Source organism: Pseudomonas sp. TE6288 (genome assembly GCF_054062095.1).
The window spans coordinates 18,536-36,402 of the sequence record NZ_JBSSEW010000010.1 but is presented as its reverse complement, the minus strand read 5'-3'; the positions used below and the strand labels follow the sequence as shown (position 1 = coordinate 36,402).

At 64.6% G+C, this 17,867-nt stretch carries 18 protein-coding genes; 10 read left to right on the top strand and 8 right to left on the bottom strand.

Annotated elements, in window-relative coordinates; all coding sequences use genetic code 11:
* The first annotated feature begins 140 nt into the window (after positions 1-140).
* From ACVWY1_RS12005 to ACVWY1_RS11975, 7 genes are all read left to right on the top strand, one after another.
* Positions 141-1,520, top strand: a complete 1,380-nt coding sequence (locus tag ACVWY1_RS12005) for a nucleobase:cation symporter-2 family protein (RefSeq protein ID WP_110698403.1) — start codon at positions 141-143, stop codon at positions 1,518-1,520.
* A gap of 85 nt (positions 1,521-1,605) precedes the next feature.
* A complete protein-coding gene (gene tusD / locus ACVWY1_RS12000; protein ID WP_028692375.1) occupies positions 1,606-1,998 on the top strand; it encodes a sulfurtransferase complex subunit TusD in 393 nt (130 codons plus the stop codon).
* Position 1,999: 1 nt separating this feature from the next.
* The gene (gene tusC, locus ACVWY1_RS11995) at positions 2,000-2,359 is read left to right on the top strand and encodes a sulfurtransferase complex subunit TusC (RefSeq protein WP_457378309.1); all 360 of its coding nucleotides are present in this window, start codon (positions 2,000-2,002) and stop codon (positions 2,357-2,359) included.
* Positions 2,359-2,655, top strand: coding sequence for a sulfurtransferase complex subunit TusB (gene tusB / locus ACVWY1_RS11990; RefSeq protein WP_046856165.1), 297 nt, complete (start codon positions 2,359-2,361; stop codon positions 2,653-2,655). The genes tusC and tusB overlap by 1 nt, the downstream gene beginning before the upstream one ends.
* Positions 2,652-2,987 (top strand): TusE/DsrC/DsvC family sulfur relay protein, encoded by a 336-nt coding sequence (locus tag ACVWY1_RS11985; protein ID WP_102682637.1) that lies wholly within the window; start codon positions 2,652-2,654, stop codon positions 2,985-2,987. The genes tusB and ACVWY1_RS11985 overlap by 4 nt, the downstream gene beginning before the upstream one ends.
* Entirely contained in the window at positions 2,984-4,000 is a 1,017-nt protein-coding gene (locus tag ACVWY1_RS11980; RefSeq protein WP_457378308.1) for a glycosyl transferase family protein, read from the top strand. The genes ACVWY1_RS11985 and ACVWY1_RS11980 overlap by 4 nt, the downstream gene beginning before the upstream one ends.
* A gap of 97 nt (positions 4,001-4,097) precedes the next feature.
* On the top strand, positions 4,098-5,057 hold the full coding sequence (locus ACVWY1_RS11975) for a glutathione S-transferase family protein (RefSeq protein ID WP_457378307.1): 960 nt from the start codon (positions 4,098-4,100) through the stop codon (positions 5,055-5,057).
* A gap of 131 nt (positions 5,058-5,188) precedes the next feature.
* On the opposite strand, the gene cysG is transcribed toward ACVWY1_RS11975, so the two are convergent.
* From cysG to ACVWY1_RS11945, 6 genes are all read right to left on the bottom strand, one after another.
* Positions 5,189-6,580 (bottom strand): siroheme synthase CysG, encoded by a 1,392-nt coding sequence (gene cysG / locus ACVWY1_RS11970; protein WP_110698414.1) that lies wholly within the window; start codon positions 6,578-6,580, stop codon positions 5,189-5,191.
* Complete coding sequence (serS, locus tag ACVWY1_RS11965) at positions 6,581-7,861, bottom strand: serine--tRNA ligase (protein WP_102682641.1); 1,281 nt, start codon at positions 7,859-7,861, stop codon at positions 6,581-6,583.
* A 30-nt stretch (positions 7,862-7,891) separates the two neighbouring features.
* Positions 7,892-8,266 carry a fluoride efflux transporter CrcB gene (gene crcB, locus ACVWY1_RS11960; RefSeq protein ID WP_102682642.1) on the bottom strand — a complete coding sequence of 125 codons (375 nt, stop codon included), beginning with the start codon at positions 8,264-8,266 and terminating at the stop codon, positions 7,892-7,894.
* Complete coding sequence (locus ACVWY1_RS11955) at positions 8,263-9,588, bottom strand: replication-associated recombination protein A (protein WP_102682643.1); 1,326 nt, start codon at positions 9,586-9,588, stop codon at positions 8,263-8,265. Before ACVWY1_RS11955 ends, crcB begins: the two co-directional genes overlap by 4 nt.
* Positions 9,589-9,600: 12 nt before the next feature.
* Positions 9,601-10,224, bottom strand: a complete 624-nt coding sequence (gene lolA, locus ACVWY1_RS11950) for an outer membrane lipoprotein chaperone LolA (RefSeq protein ID WP_102682644.1) — start codon at positions 10,222-10,224, stop codon at positions 9,601-9,603.
* 62 nt (positions 10,225-10,286) lie between these two features.
* The gene (locus tag ACVWY1_RS11945; RefSeq protein ID WP_139671871.1) at positions 10,287-12,764 is read right to left on the bottom strand and encodes a DNA translocase FtsK; all 2,478 of its coding nucleotides are present in this window, start codon (positions 12,762-12,764) and stop codon (positions 10,287-10,289) included.
* Positions 12,765-13,143: 379 nt separating this feature from the next.
* Here ACVWY1_RS11945 and aat point away from each other — a divergent pair, with 379 nt between their 5' ends.
* The 3 genes from aat to infA all read left to right on the top strand — a co-directional run bounded on the left by aat (position 13,144) and on the right by infA (position 14,911).
* Positions 13,144-13,824 (top strand): leucyl/phenylalanyl-tRNA--protein transferase, encoded by a 681-nt coding sequence (gene aat / locus ACVWY1_RS11940; protein ID WP_102682646.1) that lies wholly within the window; start codon positions 13,144-13,146, stop codon positions 13,822-13,824.
* A gap of 57 nt (positions 13,825-13,881) precedes the next feature.
* The gene (locus ACVWY1_RS11935) at positions 13,882-14,589 is read left to right on the top strand and encodes an arginyltransferase (protein WP_102682647.1); all 708 of its coding nucleotides are present in this window, start codon (positions 13,882-13,884) and stop codon (positions 14,587-14,589) included.
* Positions 14,590-14,692: 103 nt separating this feature from the next.
* Positions 14,693-14,911, top strand: a complete 219-nt coding sequence (gene infA / locus ACVWY1_RS11930) for a translation initiation factor IF-1 (RefSeq protein WP_002553999.1) — start codon at positions 14,693-14,695, stop codon at positions 14,909-14,911.
* 144 nt (positions 14,912-15,055) lie between these two features.
* Here infA and clpA read toward each other — a convergent pair whose 3' ends face one another.
* The gene (clpA, locus tag ACVWY1_RS11925; protein WP_038705843.1) at positions 15,056-17,326 is read right to left on the bottom strand and encodes an ATP-dependent Clp protease ATP-binding subunit ClpA; all 2,271 of its coding nucleotides are present in this window, start codon (positions 17,324-17,326) and stop codon (positions 15,056-15,058) included.
* A gap of 30 nt (positions 17,327-17,356) precedes the next feature.
* On the bottom strand, positions 17,357-17,731 hold the full coding sequence (gene clpS, locus ACVWY1_RS11920; protein WP_023630410.1) for an ATP-dependent Clp protease adapter ClpS: 375 nt from the start codon (positions 17,729-17,731) through the stop codon (positions 17,357-17,359).
* Positions 17,732-17,867: the final 136 nt, after the last annotated feature.

The window sequence follows — 17,867 nt, the reverse complement described above, 5'->3', positions numbered from 1 at the left end:
GAACCTCACAAACATTGACTTAAAAGTCAGCTTATTAGCACCTTCCTCCGCGATTGTGCACCCATCGTGCTTGCCTCTACCGCAATGGCCGTTCTGCCCGTAGAATGCGCTCCTTTTTTCTTCCGGGGCGGCATTTTCCCATGAGTTCACACGAACACGGCCCAGGCGCGGCGGCGCCTGCCAATGAACTGGTCCTTGGCCTCGAGGACAAGCCTCGCCTGCTGATCGGCCTGCTGGCGGCACTGCAGCACTTGCTGGCGATCATCGTGCCGATCGTCACGCCGGGTTTGCTGATCTGCCAGGCGCTGGGCGTGTCGGCGCGTGATACCAACCTGATCGTGTCGATGTCGCTGGTGATCTCGGGCATCGCCACCTTTGTCCAGTGCAAGCGCTTTGGGCCGTTCGGCGCCGGGCTGCTGATCGTGCAGGGCACCAGCTTCAACTTCGTTGGCCCGCTCATCGCCGGCGGCGCGCTGATGGTCAAGCAGGGCACGCCAGTTGAAGGCGTGATGGCGGCGATCTTCGGCGTGGTCATCGCCGGTTCGTTCGTGGAAATGGGCGTGTCGCGCATCCTGCCCTTCGTCAAGCGCCTGATCACCCCGCTGGTGACCGGGATCGTCGTGCTGATGATCGGCCTGACCTTGATCAAGGTCGGCCTGATCAGCATGGGCGGCGGCTTCGGCGCCATGGCCAACGGCACCTTCGCCGATGGCGAGAACCTGCTGCTGTCGGGCGTGGTGCTGGCGATCATCGTCATCCTCAACCGTGTCCCGGTGGTATGGATGCGCAGCTGCGCCATCGTCATCGCCCTGGCTGTGGGCTACGCCCTGGCCGGCTACCTGGGCCGCCTGGACTTCACTGGCATGCACCAGGCCGCACTGTTCCAGGTGCCGACGCCGTTGCACTTCGGCCTGGGCTTCTCCTGGTCGCTGTTCATCCCGATGCTGGTGATCTACCTGGTCACCTCGCTGGAGGCCATCGGTGACGTGACTGCGACCAGCAAGGTTTCACGCCAGCCGGTCGAAGGCCCGGTGTGGATGCAGCGGATCAAGGGTGGGGTGCTGGTCAACGGCGCCAACTCGCTATTGGCCGGGCTGTTCAACACCTTCCCCAGCTCGATTTTCGCCCAGAACAACGGCGTGATTCAGCTGACCGGCATTGCCAGCCGCCATATCGGTATCTGGATCGCCGCCATGCTGGTCCTGCTGGGCCTGTTCCCGTCGGTTGCCGGGGTGATTCAGGCAGTGCCGGAGCCGGTGCTTGGCGGCGCGGCCATGGTGATGTTCGGCGCCGTCGCGGCCTCGGGTATCAATATCCTCGCCAGCACCCGCCTCGACCGCCGCGCCCTGCTGATCATCGCCGTGTCGCTGTCGCTGGGCCTGGGCGTGGCCCAAGTGCCGGAGTTCCTCGCGCATATGCCGTCGGCGCTGCGCAACGTACTGGAGTCGGGGGTTGCCACCGGCGGCATCTGTGCCCTGGTGCTCAACTGGTTCCTGCCAGAAAGCAAAGACCAGGCCTGAGCCCCGCCAGCCAGAGCAGAAGCCCGTGCCCACCCGCACGGGCTTTTTGCTTTATCATGGCCGCATTCATTTGCTCGAGCCTTACATGAAATTCGCCATTGCGGTCTTTTCCCCGGCCCATGCGCCCTCCTCCCGCCGCGCCTTGCGCTTTGCCGAGGCGGTGCTGGCCGGCGGGCATGAAATTGCCCGGCTGTTCTTCTACCAGGACGGGGTACACAGCGCCTCGGCCAATATCGTCACGCCCCAGGATGAGCTGGACGTGGCCGCGCAGTGGCGCGCTTTCGTCAGCGATCACCGGCTCGACGCCGTGGTGTGCATTGCCGCCGCCCTGCGCCGGGGTGTGCTCGACGACACCGAGGCCAATCGCTACCAGCGCCCGGCGGTGAACCTGCCGATGCCGTGGGAGCTGTCCGGCCTGGGCCAGCTGCACGAAGCCGCGCAACTTGCCGACCGCCTGGTCTGCTTCGGGGGTGATTGAAATGGCCAAGTCCTTGCTGATCATCAGCCGCCAGGCGCCATGGAGCGGCCCGTCCGCTCGCGAGGCGCTGGACATCGCCCTGGCCGGTGGCGCCTTCGATTTGCCGATGGGCATGCTGTTCCTCGATGACGGTGTGTTCCAGCTCGCCGCCGCACAGCAGCCAGACGCCGTGCAACAGAAGAACCTGGCCGCCAACCTCCAGGCCCTGCCGATGTTCGGGGTGGAGGAATTGTTCGCCTGTGGCCACAGCCTCGCCCGCCGAGGGCTGGACAACGACGCCCTGTCACTGCCGGTGGAAGTGCTCGACAACACCGCACTGACCGCACTGATTGCCCGTTTCGACCAGGTGGTGACGCTCTGATGACGACCCTGCACGTAATCGCCCATTCGCCCTTCGGTGACGAGCGCCTGGCCAGTTGCCTGCGCCTGCTGGGCCCACAGGACGCATTGCTGCTGTGCGGTGACGCCACCTACGCGCTCAAGGCCGGCACCGAGCCCTTCGCTGCCCTGCAGGCCGCCAATCTCGGCGAGCGCCTGTTCGCACTTACCGAAGACCTGCAGGCCCGCGCCCTCGACAGCCAATTGGCCAAGGCAGTGGACTACCCCGCCTTTGTCGAGCTCACCCTGCACCACGACAAGGTCAACAGCTGGCTATGAGTACCCTGACTGTCGGCGAGCGCAGCATCGCCCTGGACAAGGACGGCTTTCTGGTCGAGCTGCAGGACTGGTCCCGCGAAGTCGCCGAGGCCCTCGCCACGCGCGAAAGCATCGCCCTGACCGCAGACCACTGGGAAATCCTCGAGCTACTGCGCCAGTTCTACCAGGAGTACCAGCTGTCGCCGGCCACCCGGCCGCTGATCAAGTACACCGCGCTCAAGCTCGGTGCCGAGAAAGGCAACAGCCCGCACCTCAATCGCCTGTTCAACGGCACCCCCGCCAAACTCGCCGCCAAACTGGCGGGCCTGCCCAAGCCGACCAATTGCATATGACCGAGTCCCTGCTGAACGAAGCACGCCCACTAACCCTGCAAACCCCGGCCGAACACCCGTTCGCCGAGTTCGTGCGCATCCTCGGCAAGGGCAAGCGTGGCGCCCGCGGCCTGACCCGCGAGGAAGCCCGCGCCGCGATGACCCTGCTGCTCGAGGGCAAGGTCGAGGACACCCAGCTGGGCGCCTTCCTGATGCTGCTGCGGCACAAGGAAGAAAGCGCCGAGGAGCTGGCCGGCTTCACCGAGGCCCTGCGTACCCACCTGCACGCCCCCCGCATCGCCGTCGACCTCGACTGGCCCAGCTACGCCGGCAAGAAGCGCCACCTGCCGTGGTACCTGCTGGCGGCCAAGTGCCTGGCGAGCAACGGCGTGCGTATCTTGATGCACGGCGGCGGTGCCCATACGGCGGGCAGGCTGTACACCGAGCAACTGCTCGACCTGCTGGGCATTCCGCTGTGTCGCAACTGGACGGCCGTGGAGCAAGCCCTGTCCAGCCATCGGCTGGCCTTCTTCCCGCTGCAGGACTGGGCGCCGCAGCTTCAACGCATGATCGACCTGCGCAACACCCTGGGCCTGCGCTCGCCCATCCACTCCCTCGCCCGGGTGCTCAACCCTCTCGGCGCCCGCTGCGGCCTGCAGAGCATCTTCCACCCTGGCTACCAGGCGGTGCACCGCGAGGCCAGCCGCCTGCTCGGCGACCACGCCGTGGTGATCAAGGGCGACGGTGGCGAGATCGAGGTCAACCCGGATGTCATCAGCCACCTGTATGGCACTTCGTCCGGCGAGGCCTGGGACGAGGAGTGGCCGGCCCTCAGCCCTCAGCGCCATGTGAAGCCAGCCAGCCTGCAGCCCGAGCACCTGCTGGCGGTATGGCGTGGCGAGGCACAGGACAGCTATGGCGAGCTGGCCGTGGTCGCCACTATGGCCCTCGCCCTGCGCGGGCTGGGCCAGGGCCGCGAGCTGGCGTTCAGCTGCGCTCGCGACTACTGGGCCAACCGTAGAAGCATCGATTAAGCCGATAGATACGACGCGGTCTTTGCGCTATTTACTCGAACGCTTTTCACTAGACTGAGCTCCAACGACAAACGACTTTGTTCCGAGGAGCTTTGCAATGGGCCTTTTGATCGATGGCCATTGGCATGACCAGTGGTACCAGACCAGCCAGGATGGCGCGTTCAAGCGCGAGAACGCCCAGCGCCGCAATCAACTGCCCGCCGCCGAGGCCGGCCGCTATCATCTGTATGTGTCGCTGGCCTGCCCCTGGGCGCATCGCACCCTGATTTTCCGCGCCATCAAGGGCCTGGAACCGCTGATCGGTATCTCTGTGGTCAGTTGGCTGATGGGCGAGCACGGCTGGACCTTCGACCAGCAGCAGGGCTCCAGCGGCGATCATCTGGACGCATTGCAGTACCTGCACCAACGCTACACCCAGGACGATCCGCACTACACCGGGCGCGTAACCGTGCCGGTGCTGTGGGACAAGCAGGAGAAGCGCATCGTCAACAATGAGTCGGCCGAGATCATCCGCATCTTCAACAGCGCGTTCAACGAACTGACCGACAACACCCTGGACCTGTACCCCGAGCCGCTGCGCGCGACCATCGATGCGCTCAACGAACGTATCTACCCGGCCGTGAACAACGGCGTGTACCGCGCAGGCTTTGCCACCGCGCAAGAGGCTTACGAGGCCGCCTTCGACGATGTCTTCAACGAACTGGACCGCTTAGAGGCGCTACTGGGCCGCCAGCGTTACCTGGCCGGTGAGTACCTGACCGAAGCCGATGTGCGTCTGTTCACCACGCTGGTGCGTTTCGACGCGGTGTACCATGGGCACTTCAAGTGCAACCTGCGCCGCTTGAGCGACTACCCGAACCTGTCCAACTGGCTGCGTGAGCTGTATCAATGGCCGGGCGTGGCGGACACAGTGAACATGGAGCACATCCAGAAGCACTATTACATGAGCCACAAGACCATCAACCCGAACGGGATCGTGCCCAAGGGGCCGCTGCAGGATTTCGGCTTGCCGCATGATCGGGAGCGGTTAATGGGAAAAGGGATCTGGAAGGCTTGATAAAGCTGGGGCTGCTTTGCAGCCCATCGCCGCGGTTCGTCGCCACGGCAAGCCGGCTCCCACAGGGGCTTGTATGATCCTATGCGAGCCGGCTTATCGTGGCGATGGGCCGCAAGGCGGCCCCAGTCATTTCAGACGTCTTGCGAGCCTTCGAACCACGCCAGTTTCTCGCGCAACTGCACCACTTCCCCGACGATCACCAGGGTCGGCGCATGCACTTCGTGGCGTGCCACCAGCGCCGGCAGGTCGGCCAGGGTGCCGGTGAACACCCGCTGGTTGCGAGTGGTCCCCTGCTGCACCAGCGCGGCCGGCGTACTCGCCGCACGGCCATGGCGGATCAACTCGGCGCAGATGGTCGGCAAGCCGACCAGGCCCATATAGAACACCAGGGTCTGGGCCGGAGCCACCAGGTCATTCCAGGGCAGGTTGCTGGTGCCATCCTTCAGGTGGCCAGTAACGAAGCGCACCGACTGGGCATAGTCCCGGTGGGTCAGCGGAATCCCGCCATAGGCCGAACAACCACTGGCTGCCGTGATGCCCGGTACCACCTGGAACGGAATACCCTCGTCGGCCAGCTCTTCGATCTCCTCGCCTCCCCGGCCAAAGATGAACGGATCGCCACCTTTGAGGCGCAGCACGCGCTTGCCCTGGCGAGCCAGGTCGACCAGCAGGCGGTTGATCTTATCCTGCGGCACGGCATGATCGGCGCGGCGCTTGCCGACATAGATGCGCTCGGCGTCACGCCGGCACATCTCGATGATGGCCGGGGCCACCAGGCGGTCGTACAGCACCACATCGGCTTGCTGCATCAGGCGCAGGGCGCGGAAGGTCAGCAGGTCCGGATCGCCCGGCCCCGCGCCCACCAGGTACACCTCGCCGCCCTGCTGCACCGGCGCGCCGTCGACCATCGCCTGCAACAGACGCTCGGCCTCGGCGCCCTGCCCGGCCAGCTGACGCTCGGCGATCGGACCCTGGAACACGGTTTCCCAGAAGCCGCGACGCTGGTTGACGTCCGGATATAAGGCCTTGACCCGCTCACGGAAACGCGCGGCCAGGCCGGCGAGTTCGCCATAGGCGGATGGAATCCAGGCTTCCAGCTTGGCGCGGATCAACCGCGCCAGCACCGGGGCGTCGCCACCGCTGGAAACCGCCACCACCAGTGGTGAACGGTCGACGATGGCCGGGAAGATCACCGTGCACAGGGCCGGGGCGTCCACCACGTTGACCGGCAGGCTGCGTGCCTGGGCCTCGGCCGAGACCTGGGCGTTGAGCGCCGAGTCGTCGGTCGCCGCGATCACCAGCCGGCAGCCGTCCAGGTCCGAGGCCTGGTAGCCACGCACCAGGACCTCGCCCCCGCCCTCACGGGCCAGCGTGGCGAGCTGACCGTCGACCTCAGGCGCCACCACCCGCAGTGCGGCGCCGGCATCGGCCAGCAGGCGCGCCTTGCGCAAGGCGATCTCGCCGCCGCCGACGACCAGCACACGGCCACCCTGCAGCTTGTGGAACAGCGGCAGGTAGTCCATTCAGCGAATGACCTCGACGCCACCCATGTATGGTTTGAGCACTTCAGGCACGCGGATCGAACCGTCGGCCTGCTGGTAGTTCTCCAGCACGGCGACCAAGGTACGGCCGACAGCCAGGCCCGAACCGTTTAGGGTGTGCACCAGCTCCGGCTTGCCGGTTTCCGGGTTGCGCCAGCGGGCCTGCATGCGGCGCGCCTGGAAGTCGCCGCAGTTGGAGCAGGAGCTGATCTCGCGGTACTTGTCCTGGCTTGGCACCCAGACTTCCAGGTCGTAGGTCTTCACCGCGCCGAAGCCCATGTCGCCGGTGCACAGCGCGAGTACGCGGTACGGCAGTTCCAGCAGCTGGAGCACACGTTCGGCGTTGGCGGTCAGGCCTTCCAGGGCTTCCATGGATTTCGCGGGTTCGACCACCTGGACCATCTCGACCTTGTCGAACTGGTGCTGGCGGATCATGCCGCGGGTATCACGGCCCGAGGCACCGGCCTCGCTGCGGAAGCACGGGGTGTGGGCGACCAGCTTCAGCGGCAGCTGCTTGGCGTCGAGGATTTCACCCGCCACCAGGTTGGTCAGCGACACTTCGGCGGTCGGGATCAGGTAGAAATCGGCCTCGCCTTCGCGGGTGATCTTGAACAGGTCTTCCTCGAACTTCGGCAGCTGGCCGGTGCCCTGAAGGGCCGGGGCCTGCACCAGGTACGGGGTGTAGTGCTCCTCGTAGCCGTGCTCGCCGGTGTGCAGGTTGATCATGAACTGCGCCAGGGCGCGGTGCAGGCGGGCCACCGGGCCACGCAGCACGGCAAAGCGGGCGCCGGACAGCTTGGCCGCGGCCTCGAAGTCCAGGCCACCGCTGACCTCGCCCAGGGCGACGTGGTCCTTGATCTCGAAATCGAAGGCCTTCGGCGTGCCCCAGCGGCGCACTTCGACGTTGTCGTCTTCGCTGGCGCCGACCGGCACGCTGGCGTCGGGCAGGTTGGGGATGGTCAGCAGGATACCGTCCAGTTCCGCCTGGATACCGTCCAGCTCGGTCTTGCCGGCGGCCAGCTCGTTGGCCATGCGCTCGACGTCGGCCATCAGCGGGGCGATGTCCTCACCCTTGGCCTTGGCCTGGCCGATGGACTTGGAGCGGGCGTTACGCTCGGCCTGCAGTTGCTCGGTGCGGGTCTGCACCGCCTTGCGGCGCTCTTCCAGCGATTCGATGCGCGCGACATCCAGGCTGAAGCCACGGGAGGCCAGGCGGTCAGCCACTTCCTGAAGTTGGCCGCGTAACAGTTTGGAATCGAGCATATCGTTCTCTCGTTATAAGTAGGTGTTGGTTCAGAATCGGGTCAGGGACAGGCCGGCCCAGGTCGCGAGCAGGCCGCCCACCACGCTGATAATGGTATAGCCCAAGGCCAGCGGGACCTGCCCGCTTTCCATCAGGCGCACGGTATCGAGCGAGAAGGAGGAAAAGGTGGTCAGGCCGCCGAGAAAGCCGACGATCAGCCCGGCGCGCAGCTCGACCGGCACCAGCGGCTTGTGCAGGAACAGCCCGTACAACAGGCCGATCAGCAGGCAGCCGACCAGATTGACCGCCAGCGTACCGGCATAGAAGTGCCGTGGCCAGTGGGCCGCGACCCAGTTGGCGGTGGCGAAGCGCAACAGCGTGCCGGCGATGCCGCCGGCGCTGACTGCGGCAATCAGTGCAATCACGGTTTTCTCCGCTGGCGCGGGCTGGCGCGATCGAGTTCGGCCAGGTGCTTGAGCTTCTCGCCGATCTTCAGTTCCAGGCCCCGGGGCACTGGCTGATAGTACTGGCGCGGTTCGAGCTGCTCGGGGAAATAGTCCTCACCGGCGGCATAGGCGTCCGGCTCGTCGTGGGCATAGCGGTACTCATCGCCATAGCCCAGTTGCTTCATCAGTTTGGTCGGCGCGTTGCGCAGGTGCAGCGGCACTTCCAGCGAGCCGTGCTCGGCCGCCTCGCGCATCGCCGCCTTGAAGCCCATGTACACCGCGTTGCTTTTTGGCGCGCAGGCGATGTAGGTGATGGCCTGGGCCACCGCCAGCTCGCCTTCTGGGCTGCCCAGGCGCTCCTGCACGTCCCAGGCTGCCAGGCACAGGCTCAGGGCGCGGGGGTCGGCGTTGCCGATGTCCTCGCTGGCCATGCGCACCACCCGCCGGGCGATGTACAACGGGTCGCAGCCACCGTCGAGCATACGTGCATACCAGTACAGCGCACCGTCCGGGTTGGAGCCGCGCACCGACTTGTGCAGCGCCGAGATCTGGTCATAGAACGCCTCGCCACCCTTGTCGAAGCGGCGGCGGCTGTCACCGAGCAGGCTCTGCAGCAGCTCGACGCCGATCTCGCCGCCATCTTCAGCCAGGTCCGAGGCGTTCTCGAGGAAGTTGAGCATGCGCCGGCCATCGCCGTCGGCGGCGGCCATGAGCATCTTGAAGGCTTCGTCACCCACCCGCAGGTTGCGCTTGCCCAGGCCGCGTTCCTCGCTCAGGGCGCGATCGACCAGTTTGCGCAGCGCGGCCTCGTCCAGGCTCTTGAGTACATAGACCCGCGCCCGCGACAGCAGCGCGTTGTTCAGTTCGAAGGACGGGTTCTCGGTAGTCGCGCCGATGAAGATCAGCGTGCCGTCTTCCACGTAGGGCAGGAAAGCGTCCTGTTGCGACTTGTTGAAACGATGCACTTCATCGACGAACAGGATGGTGCGCCGACCATACTGGCCGGCCTGCTGCTTGGCCACCTCGACGGCTTGGCGGATCTCCTTGACCCCGGCCAGCACTGCCGAGACCGTTTCGAAGTGGGCGTCGCAAAACTGCGCCAGCAGCCGCGCCAGGGTGGTCTTGCCCACCCCGGGCGGGCCCCAGAAGATCATCGAGTGCAGCGCACCCTGCTCCAGCGCCTCGCGCAGCGGCTTGCCGCGCGCCAGCAGGTGCTCCTGGCCGACATACTCGTCCAGGTTCGACGGGCGCAGGCGGGCGGCCAGGGGCTGGGCGACGGGTTCGCTTCGAAACAGGTCCATCACAGGCTCCGCTTACTCCTTGATGACGTCCGCGCCTTTGGGGATGTCGAACTTGAACTTGCTGTCCGGCACCGCCTGGTTGGCCTTGACGCCATTGAACAGGATGTTGGTGCGCTGGCCGACGCTGTCGATCAGCTGCATGTCATTGATCAACCCCCGGCGGAACGACACGCGCAGCGAGTCGAACAGGGTGTCCTTGGTCTTGGGTTTCAAGGTGAAGTCCATGACCTCGCCCTGCTCCTTGGAGGTGATGTCGAAGCTCTGGCTGATCTTCGAGACGTCACCGGACAGCAGCAGCGCCGGCGTCTGGTTCAGGCGCACGTCGAGCTTCTTGACGGTGGCCTGCTCCAGATCCGGGTCCCACAGGGTGACGTTCTTGCCGTCGGACACCACCACCTGCTCCTGGGGCGCGTCGGTATGCCAGTAGAACAGGCCCGGACGCTTGACGGTCATCTTGCCGCTGGTCTCCTGCAGACTGGTGCCACCAGCATCCAGGGTCAACTGGGAGAAATTGGCTTCGATGGTCTGCGACTTCTCCAGCAATTGCGTCAGGCGCTGGACGTCCTGTTCGCCGGCGTGGGCCGACAGGCTGGCCGTGGCCAGGGCAGAAACCAACAGCATGCGAATCGCGCGCATGGAAATCCTCATTGCACAGTGAAGGGGCCGGGCGCCGTCTATGGCGCCCGACAGGTTGTTCATCAATCGCGTGGGCCGCCCGGAGCAATCACTTCGCGCGAGCCGTTGCTGTTCATGGGGGTAACCACACCGGCCATCTCCATCGCCTCGATCATGCGCGCGGCGCGGTTGTAGCCGATCTTGAGCTTGCGCTGCACCGCCGAGATCGATGCCCGGCGGCTTTCCAGCACGAACTGCACCGCTTCGTCGTACAGGGCATCGCTTTCCGAGTCTTCGCCATCGCCGCCACCACCGCCGCCGTCGAAGCCGCTGCCGGCCTCTTCGACACCATTGAGGATGTCGTCGTTGTAGTCCGGCGCGCCGCGCAGCTTCCAGGCCTCGACCGTGCGGTGCACCTCGTCGTCGGAGACGAAGGCGCCATGCACGCGGATCGGCAGGCTGGTGCCCGGCGGCATGTAGAGCATGTCACCGTGGCCGAGCAACTGTTCGGCGCCGCCCTGGTCGATGATGGTCCGCGAGTCGATCTTGCTCGACACCTGGAACGCCATGCGGGTCGGGATGTTGGCCTTGATCAGGCCGGTGATTACGTCCACCGACGGGCGCTGGGTGGCGAGGATCAGGTGGATACCAGCGGCACGGGCCTTCTGGGCGATACGCGCGATCAGTTCCTCGACCTTCTTGCCGACGATCATCATCATGTCGGCGAATTCGTCGACCACCACCACGATGGTCGGCAGGGTCTTCAGCGTCGGCGGCTCGTCGTCCATGCTCTCGCGACGGTACAGCGGGTCGTGGATGACTTCGCCAGCTTCCTGGGCATCCTTGATCTTGCGGTTGAAGCCCGCCAGGTTGCGCACGCCCATGGCCGCCATCAGCTTGTAGCGCCGCTCCATTTCGGCGACGCTCCAGCGCAGGGCGTTGGCGGCATCCTTCATGTCGGTGACCACCGGGCACAGCAAGTGCGGGATGCCTTCGTAGATCGACAGTTCGAGCATCTTCGGGTCGATCATGATCAGCCGCGCGTCTTCCGGGCCGGACTTGAACAGGATCGACAGGATCATCGCGTTCACCCCCACCGACTTACCGGAGCCGGTGGTACCGGCCACCAGCAGGTGGGGCATCTTGGCCAGGTCGGTGATCACCGGCTTGCCGCCGATGTCATGGCCCAGGGCCAGGGTGACCGGCGACTTGTTCTCGTCGAACTGCGGCGACGACAACACCTCGGAGAAGCGCACCATCTGGCGGTTCTCGTTGGGGATCTCGATGCCCACGGTGGTCTTGCCGGGTATCACCTCGACCACGCGCACGCTGGTCACCGCCAGCGAACGCGCCAGGTCCTTGGCCAGGTTGGCGATGCGGCTGACCTTCACGCCTGCGGCCGGCTGGATTTCGTAACGGGTGATCACCGGCCCCGGATGGATCGAGTCCACCGCGACTTCCACGCCGAATTCCTTGAGCTTGATCTCCAGCAACTGACCGACACCGGCCAGGGACTCAGGCGAGTACTCGATTTTCTTCTGCTCGGCCGGGTCGAGGATGGAAATGGACGGCAATGTACCTTCCACCGCGCTGTCGATGAACAGCGGCGCCTGTTTTTCCTTCATGACCCGCTTGCTCGGTTCCGGCGCCTTGTCCGCGGTCGGCGGGATGATCACCGGGGCGGCGGGCTGGGTGCGAGCTACCACGGTTTCGCGCGGCACGACCGATTCGCGGGCCACGGCCACTTCGCGCGGCACCACTGGGCGGGCCGGCGGCTCGTCGCGCGTCATCACAGGCTCGGCGCGCTCGCGCAGCTGCGCCTTGGCCGGCTCGCGCCTGTCGCCTTTGCCGCCCAGGTCAAAGACCGGGTCGTCGACTTCACGCAGCTGGGCTTCCAGGCGCTTGCGCTCGTTGCGTGCTTCCCACCAGCGGCTGGCTGCGCCTTGCACCAATTCGAACAGGTCAAGGGTAATCTTGCCCGTCAGGTCCATCACCTTGAACCAGGACAGGTCGGTGAACACCGTCAGACCGAACAGGAACAGGGCAATGAACATCAGCGTGCTGCCCTGCACGTTCAACAGGTTGCGCGCCAGATCGCCCAGGCTTTCGCCCAGTGCGCCGCCGGCGGAGAACGGGATGTTCGCCGAGGGATGGAAGTGGATATGCGCCAGCGCCGCGCCCGACAGCACCAGGAACACCAGGCCGATCAGACGCCAGGAGAACAGCCAGCCGCTCCACTGCCAGGGCTGATGCCGCTCGCGGAAGATCTGCCAGGTCTTGATTGCCAGCAGCAGCGGGAAGATGTAGGCGAAGTAGCCGAGCACCATGAACAGGATGTCGGCGAAATAGGCCCCGGCACGGCCAGCGGCGTTCTGTACCTGCTCGGCGTTGCTGGTGTGGCTGAAGCCCGGGTCAGCGGTGTCGTAGGTGACCAGTGCCATCCACAGGTACAGGCACAGGGCGCCAACGGCAATCAGCGCACCTTCCTTCAGGCGGTAGTGCAGCTGCTGCCGCCATAGGGGCACTGGCAAGGGGGCTGGAGTTGCGGTGGATTTCTTCAAAACGCGTCTATTCCTGCGCGTGCTGCGCGTCCAGTAGTGATTGGCCGGTCACCGGCCAATGAACCACTACTTTTAACATTACTGCCCACCCGCCGCCATGGCGGCACGCTGTATGGCGCGTGAACGGGGCGACTTTCATATGGATGCAATTTGAGCATGCATTTTCTTTTGTGACAAAGGCTTATGCTGTGTTTTTGCACAGGTGTGACAGCAAATGTGCCAGATGGTGCCGATGGCGGTGTGAATGCGTGAACTATCGGCAGTCGATTTTGCCTGGGCAGCCCCGTCGCTGGGCATGCCCCGGGATGACGGTCGTTGACCTCATCCACTAGCCACGCCATGCTGGGCGCTCTCCCCTCCCCCGCCGCCCAAGAACACCATGCTCACCTGGCTGACCCGCGACTCACTGACCTTCCCGCCTCTGGAAAAGGCCCTGCACGACCCCAACGGCCTGCTTGCCGCCGGCGGCGACCTGACCCCGGATCGCCTGGTCGCAGCCTACCGCCACGGCTGCTTCCCCTGGTATCAGGACGGCCAGCCGATCCTCTGGTGGTCGCCCGACCCGCGCACCGTTCTGCTTCCGGACGAACTGCATGTCTCGCGCTCGCTGGCCAAGCTGATCCGCCAAGGCCGCTACCAGGTGAGCTTCGACAGCGACTTCGCGGCGGTGATCGCCGCCTGCGCCGCGCCCCGGGATTACGCCGATGGCACCTGGATCACCGACACCATGCGCGCCGCCTACTGCGAGCTGCACCGCCGCGGCATCGCCCACTCGGTCGAAGTACGCCGGGAGGGTGAACTGGTCGGCGGCCTGTATGGCCTGGCCATGGGGCAGCTGTTCTTTGGCGAATCGATGTTCAGCCGCGCCGACAATGCCTCCAAGGTGGGATTCGTGACACTGGTCGAGCACCTGAAGCAGGCAGGCTTCGTGCTGATCGACTGCCAGATGCCGACCGACCATCTGCACAGCCTGGGTGCCCGCGCCATCAGCCGGGCCAGCTTCGCCGATTACCTGGCGCGCCATCTGGACCAGCCCAGTGCGGCCAGCTGGGTTGCCTAGGCGAGTTCCCGGAGCTGGCTTACACTTAGATACAACGTCTCACCTAAGGGGTTGATCATGACAGAGCTGGCGCGGTTGAAGTTCTATGCCACTCAACCCCACTCCTGCAGCTACCTGCCGGATGAGCAGGCGACCACACTGTTTCTCGACCCCAGCCAGCCGATGGATGTGCACGTCTACGCCGACCTGTCGGAAATGGGCTTTCGTCGCAGCGGTGACCACCTCTATCGCCCGCATTGCCAGCAGTGCAACGCCTGCGTGCCGGCGCGCATCCCCGCCGCGCGGTTCATTCCCAACCGCCAGCAGCGGCGCATCCTCAAGCGCAACGCCGACTTGACCGTCAGCGCCGCCCGCCCGGCGTACAAGGAAGAGTACTTCGACCTGTACCGGCGCTATATCGAACAGCGTCACGCCGACGGCGACATGTACCCGCCAAGCCGCGATCAGTTCTCCACATTCCTGGTGCGCGACCTGCCGTTCTGCTGGTTCTACGAGTTCCGCCTGGAAGGCCGGCTGCTGGCCGTGGCGGTGTGCGACCTGCTGCCCAACGGCCTGTCGGCCGTCTACACCTTCTACGAGCCCGAAGAAGAGCGCCGCAGCCTTGGCCGCTACGCGATCCTCTGGCAGATCACCGAAGCCTTGCGCCAGAACCTCGAGGCCGTTTACCTCGGCTACTGGATCAAGAACTGCAAGAAGATGAACTACAAGACCCAGTACCGCCCCATCGAATTGCTGATCAACCAGCGCTGGGTCACCCTCAACTGAAAGGCATTGGCTTGAAACACAATTTTCGGGCATAATCCACGCCACTTTTTTGCCCGGTGCAGTTGCGCGTCGGGCCATCACTGGATACCGAGGGCTTTACTGCATGTCGAAAGAAGACAGCTTCGAAATGGAAGGCACTGTCGTCGACACCCTGCCCAACACCATGTTCCGCGTGGAGTTGGAAAACGGGCACGTCGTTACCGCGCACATCTCTGGCAAGATGCGCAAGAACTACATCCGTATTCTCACTGGCGACAAGGTCCGCGTCGAACTGACGCCGTACGACCTGAGCAAGGGCCGCATCACCTACCGTGCGCGCTAAGCTCAAGCCATGAAAAAGCCCGGCCATTGTGCCGGGCTTTTTTGTGCCTGGTGAAACGCATCGCGGCTAAAGCCGCTCCTACAGGCACCACGTATCCCTGTAGGAGCGGCTTTAGCCACGATGGGCCGCAAAGCGGCCCCAGCCTTACGCAACCTCAGCCGTGGTCTCGTAATCGAACACCAGCTCATCATCACGCAGGTCGATGTGCACCACACCGCCATGCTCGGCCAGCTCACCGAACAGGATCTCTTCGGCCAACGGCCGCTTGATCTTGTCCTGGATCAGCCGCGCCATTGGCCGCGCACCCATCTGCACGTCGTAGCCCGAGGCCGCCAGCCAGCCGCGCGCGGCGTCGGTGACCTCCAGCAGCACACGCTTGTCTTCCAGCTGCGCCTGCAGTTCGATAAGGAACTTGTCGACAATGCTCTTGATCGTCTCGTGGGACAGGCGGCCGAACTGGATGATGGTGTCCAGGCGGTTGCGGAACTCCGGCGTGAAGCTCTTGCGGATGACCTCCATGGCGTCGGAGGAGTGGTCCTGGTGGGTGAAGCCGATCGAGGCCCGCGCTGCCGTTTCGGCACCGGCGTTGGTGGTCATGATCAGGATCACGTTGCGGAAGTCCGCCTTGCGCCCGTTGTTGTCGGTCAGGGTCCCGTGGTCCATCACCTGCAGCAGCAGGTTGAAGACTTCCGGGTGGGCCTTCTCGATTTCATCGAGCAGCAGCACGCAGTGCGGCTGCTTGGTGATGGCCTCGGTCAGCAGGCCACCCTGGTCGAACCCGACGTAGCCGGGCGGCGCACCGATCAGCCGCGACACGGTGTGACGCTCCATGTACTCGGACATGTCGAAGCGCACCAACTCGACACCCAGGGCCTTGGCCAGCTGGCGAGCCGCCTCGGTCTTGCCCACGCCGGTGGGGCCGGCGAACAGGAACGAGCCCACCGGCTTGTCCGGCGCCTTGAGGCCAGCACGGGACAGCTTGATGGCGGTGGCCAGCGAGTCGATCGCCGCATCCTGGCCGAACACGGTCAGCTTCAGGTCACGCTCGAGGTTGCGCAGCAGCTCCTTGTCGGAACTGGTGACATGCTTCGGCGGGATCCGCGCGATCTTGGCGACGATGTCCTCGACCTGCGGCACGTCGATACGCTTGACGCGATTGGCTTCAGGCTGCAGGCGCTGGTAGGCGCCGGCCTCGTCGATCACGTCGATGGCCTTGTCCGGCATGTGCCGGTCATTGATGTAGCGCGACGCCAGTTCGGCGGCGGCGCGCAGGGCCTCGTCGCTGTACTCGATGTTGTGGTGGCTTTCAAAGCGCCCTTTCAGGCCACGCAGGATGCCCACGGTGTCTTCCACCGACGGTTCGGTGACATCGACCTTCTGGAAGCGACGCGCCAGCGCACGATCCTTCTCGAAGATGCCGCGGAACTCCTGGAACGTGGTTGAGCCGATGCAGCGGATCTCACCAGACGACAACAGCGGCTTGAGCAGGTTGGACGCATCCATCACGCCACCCGAAGCCGCGCCGGCGCCGATGATGGTGTGAATCTCGTCGATGAACAGGATCGCCTGCGGGCGTTTGCGCAGCTCGCCGAGCAGCGCCTTGAAGCGCTTCTCGAAGTCGCCACGGTACTTGGTGCCGGCCAGCAGCGCGCCGAGGTCCAGGGAATAGACCACGCTCTGTGCCAGCAGGTCGGGCACCTGACCATCGACGATGCGCTTGGCCAGGCCTTCGGCGATGGCAGTCTTGCCCACGCCGGCCTCGCCGACCAGCAACGGGTTGTTCTTGCGCCGACGGGCAAGGATCTGTGCGACGCGCTCGACCTCCTGCTCCCGGCCAACCAGCGGATCGATACGACCGGCACGGGCCAGTTCGTTGAGGTTGCTGGCGTAGGCGTCCAGCGGGTTGCTGGAAGAGGAAGCCTCGCCGCCCTCCTCATCCTGCATGTCCTGGTCGCTGTCGGTGTTCGGACCATGGCCCGGCACCTTGCTGATGCCATGGGCGATGTAGTTGACGACGTCGATACGCGCCACGCTCTGCTGCTTGAGCAGGAACACCGCCTGGCTTTCCTGTTCGCTGAAGATCGCCACCAGCACGTTGGCGCCGGTCACTTCGCGCTTGCCGGAGCTCTGCACGTGGAACACGGCACGCTGCAGCACGCGCTGGAAGCCCAGCGTCGGTTGCGTCTCGCGGTCCTCGTCATGCACGGGGATCAGCGGGGTGGTGGAATCGATGAACTCCTGCAGGTCGTGCTTGAGCTTGTCGAGATTGGCGCCACAGGCGCGCAGAACGGTCGCGGCAGCCTCATTGTCAAGGAGTGCCAGCAGCAGGTGTTCGACGGTCATGAACTCATGACGTTTCGAACGGGCCTCCTTGAAGGCCAGATTGAGGGTGACTTCGAGCTCGCGGTTTAACATAGCTTCACCTCATACCCAAGTGGTCGGCGATTAACCGTCCTTCTCGATTTCACAGAGTAGCGGATGCTGGCTTTCCCTGGCGTATTGGTTGACCTGCATGGCCTTTGTCTCGGCGATGTCACGGGTAAACAATCCGCACACTGCCCGCCCTTCGGTATGGACGGTCAGCATGATCTTGGTCGCCAGCTCGCGGTTCAGATTGAAGAACGTCTCGAGCACTTCGACGACGAAATCCATTGGCGTGTAGTCATCGTTGAACAAAACCACCTTGTACATCGGTGGCGCCTGCAGGATCGGCTTGGCCTCCTGGACGGCAAGGCCCGCGCCATCGTCCTCATGCCCGTCCTCATGTGACTGCGGGCGATCCTGATTGAATGTTAGTCGAATCTCACTGAGTACATGCATGGAAAGAATTTCATCATGATCGACAGGTTAAGGTTGTGGGTTGACTGCGCAGGCCCCTCCCGGCGCGGGCGCCGGCTGACCTTGACTATCGGCAAAACGGTGTTACAACCAATAAGAACCCACCGTGGTCGATAAA

Coding starts and splice junctions, on each gene's coding strand:
- ACVWY1_RS12005 (WP_110698403.1), top strand. CDS start 141: ATGAGTTCACACGAACACGGCCCAGGCGCGGCGGCGCCTGCCAATGAA.
- tusD (WP_028692375.1), top strand. CDS start 1,606: ATGAAATTCGCCATTGCGGTCTTTTCCCCGGCCCATGCGCCCTCCTCC.
- tusC (WP_457378309.1), top strand. CDS start 2,000: ATGGCCAAGTCCTTGCTGATCATCAGCCGCCAGGCGCCATGGAGCGGC.
- tusB (WP_046856165.1), top strand. CDS start 2,359: ATGACGACCCTGCACGTAATCGCCCATTCGCCCTTCGGTGACGAGCGC.
- ACVWY1_RS11985 (WP_102682637.1), top strand. CDS start 2,652: ATGAGTACCCTGACTGTCGGCGAGCGCAGCATCGCCCTGGACAAGGAC.
- ACVWY1_RS11980 (WP_457378308.1), top strand. CDS start 2,984: ATGACCGAGTCCCTGCTGAACGAAGCACGCCCACTAACCCTGCAAACC.
- ACVWY1_RS11975 (WP_457378307.1), top strand. CDS start 4,098: ATGGGCCTTTTGATCGATGGCCATTGGCATGACCAGTGGTACCAGACC.
- cysG (WP_110698414.1), bottom strand. CDS start 6,580: ATGGACTACCTGCCGCTGTTCCACAAGCTGCAGGGTGGCCGTGTGCTG.
- serS (WP_102682641.1), bottom strand. CDS start 7,861: ATGCTCGATTCCAAACTGTTACGCGGCCAACTTCAGGAAGTGGCTGAC.
- ACVWY1_RS11955 (WP_102682643.1), bottom strand. CDS start 9,588: ATGGACCTGTTTCGAAGCGAACCCGTCGCCCAGCCCCTGGCCGCCCGC.
- lolA (WP_102682644.1), bottom strand. CDS start 10,224: ATGCGCGCGATTCGCATGCTGTTGGTTTCTGCCCTGGCCACGGCCAGC.
- aat (WP_102682646.1), top strand. CDS start 13,144: ATGCTCACCTGGCTGACCCGCGACTCACTGACCTTCCCGCCTCTGGAA.
- ACVWY1_RS11935 (WP_102682647.1), top strand. CDS start 13,882: ATGACAGAGCTGGCGCGGTTGAAGTTCTATGCCACTCAACCCCACTCC.
- infA (WP_002553999.1), top strand. CDS start 14,693: ATGTCGAAAGAAGACAGCTTCGAAATGGAAGGCACTGTCGTCGACACC.
- clpA (WP_038705843.1), bottom strand. CDS start 17,326: ATGTTAAACCGCGAGCTCGAAGTCACCCTCAATCTGGCCTTCAAGGAG.
- clpS (WP_023630410.1), bottom strand. CDS start 17,731: ATGCATGTACTCAGTGAGATTCGACTAACATTCAATCAGGATCGCCCG.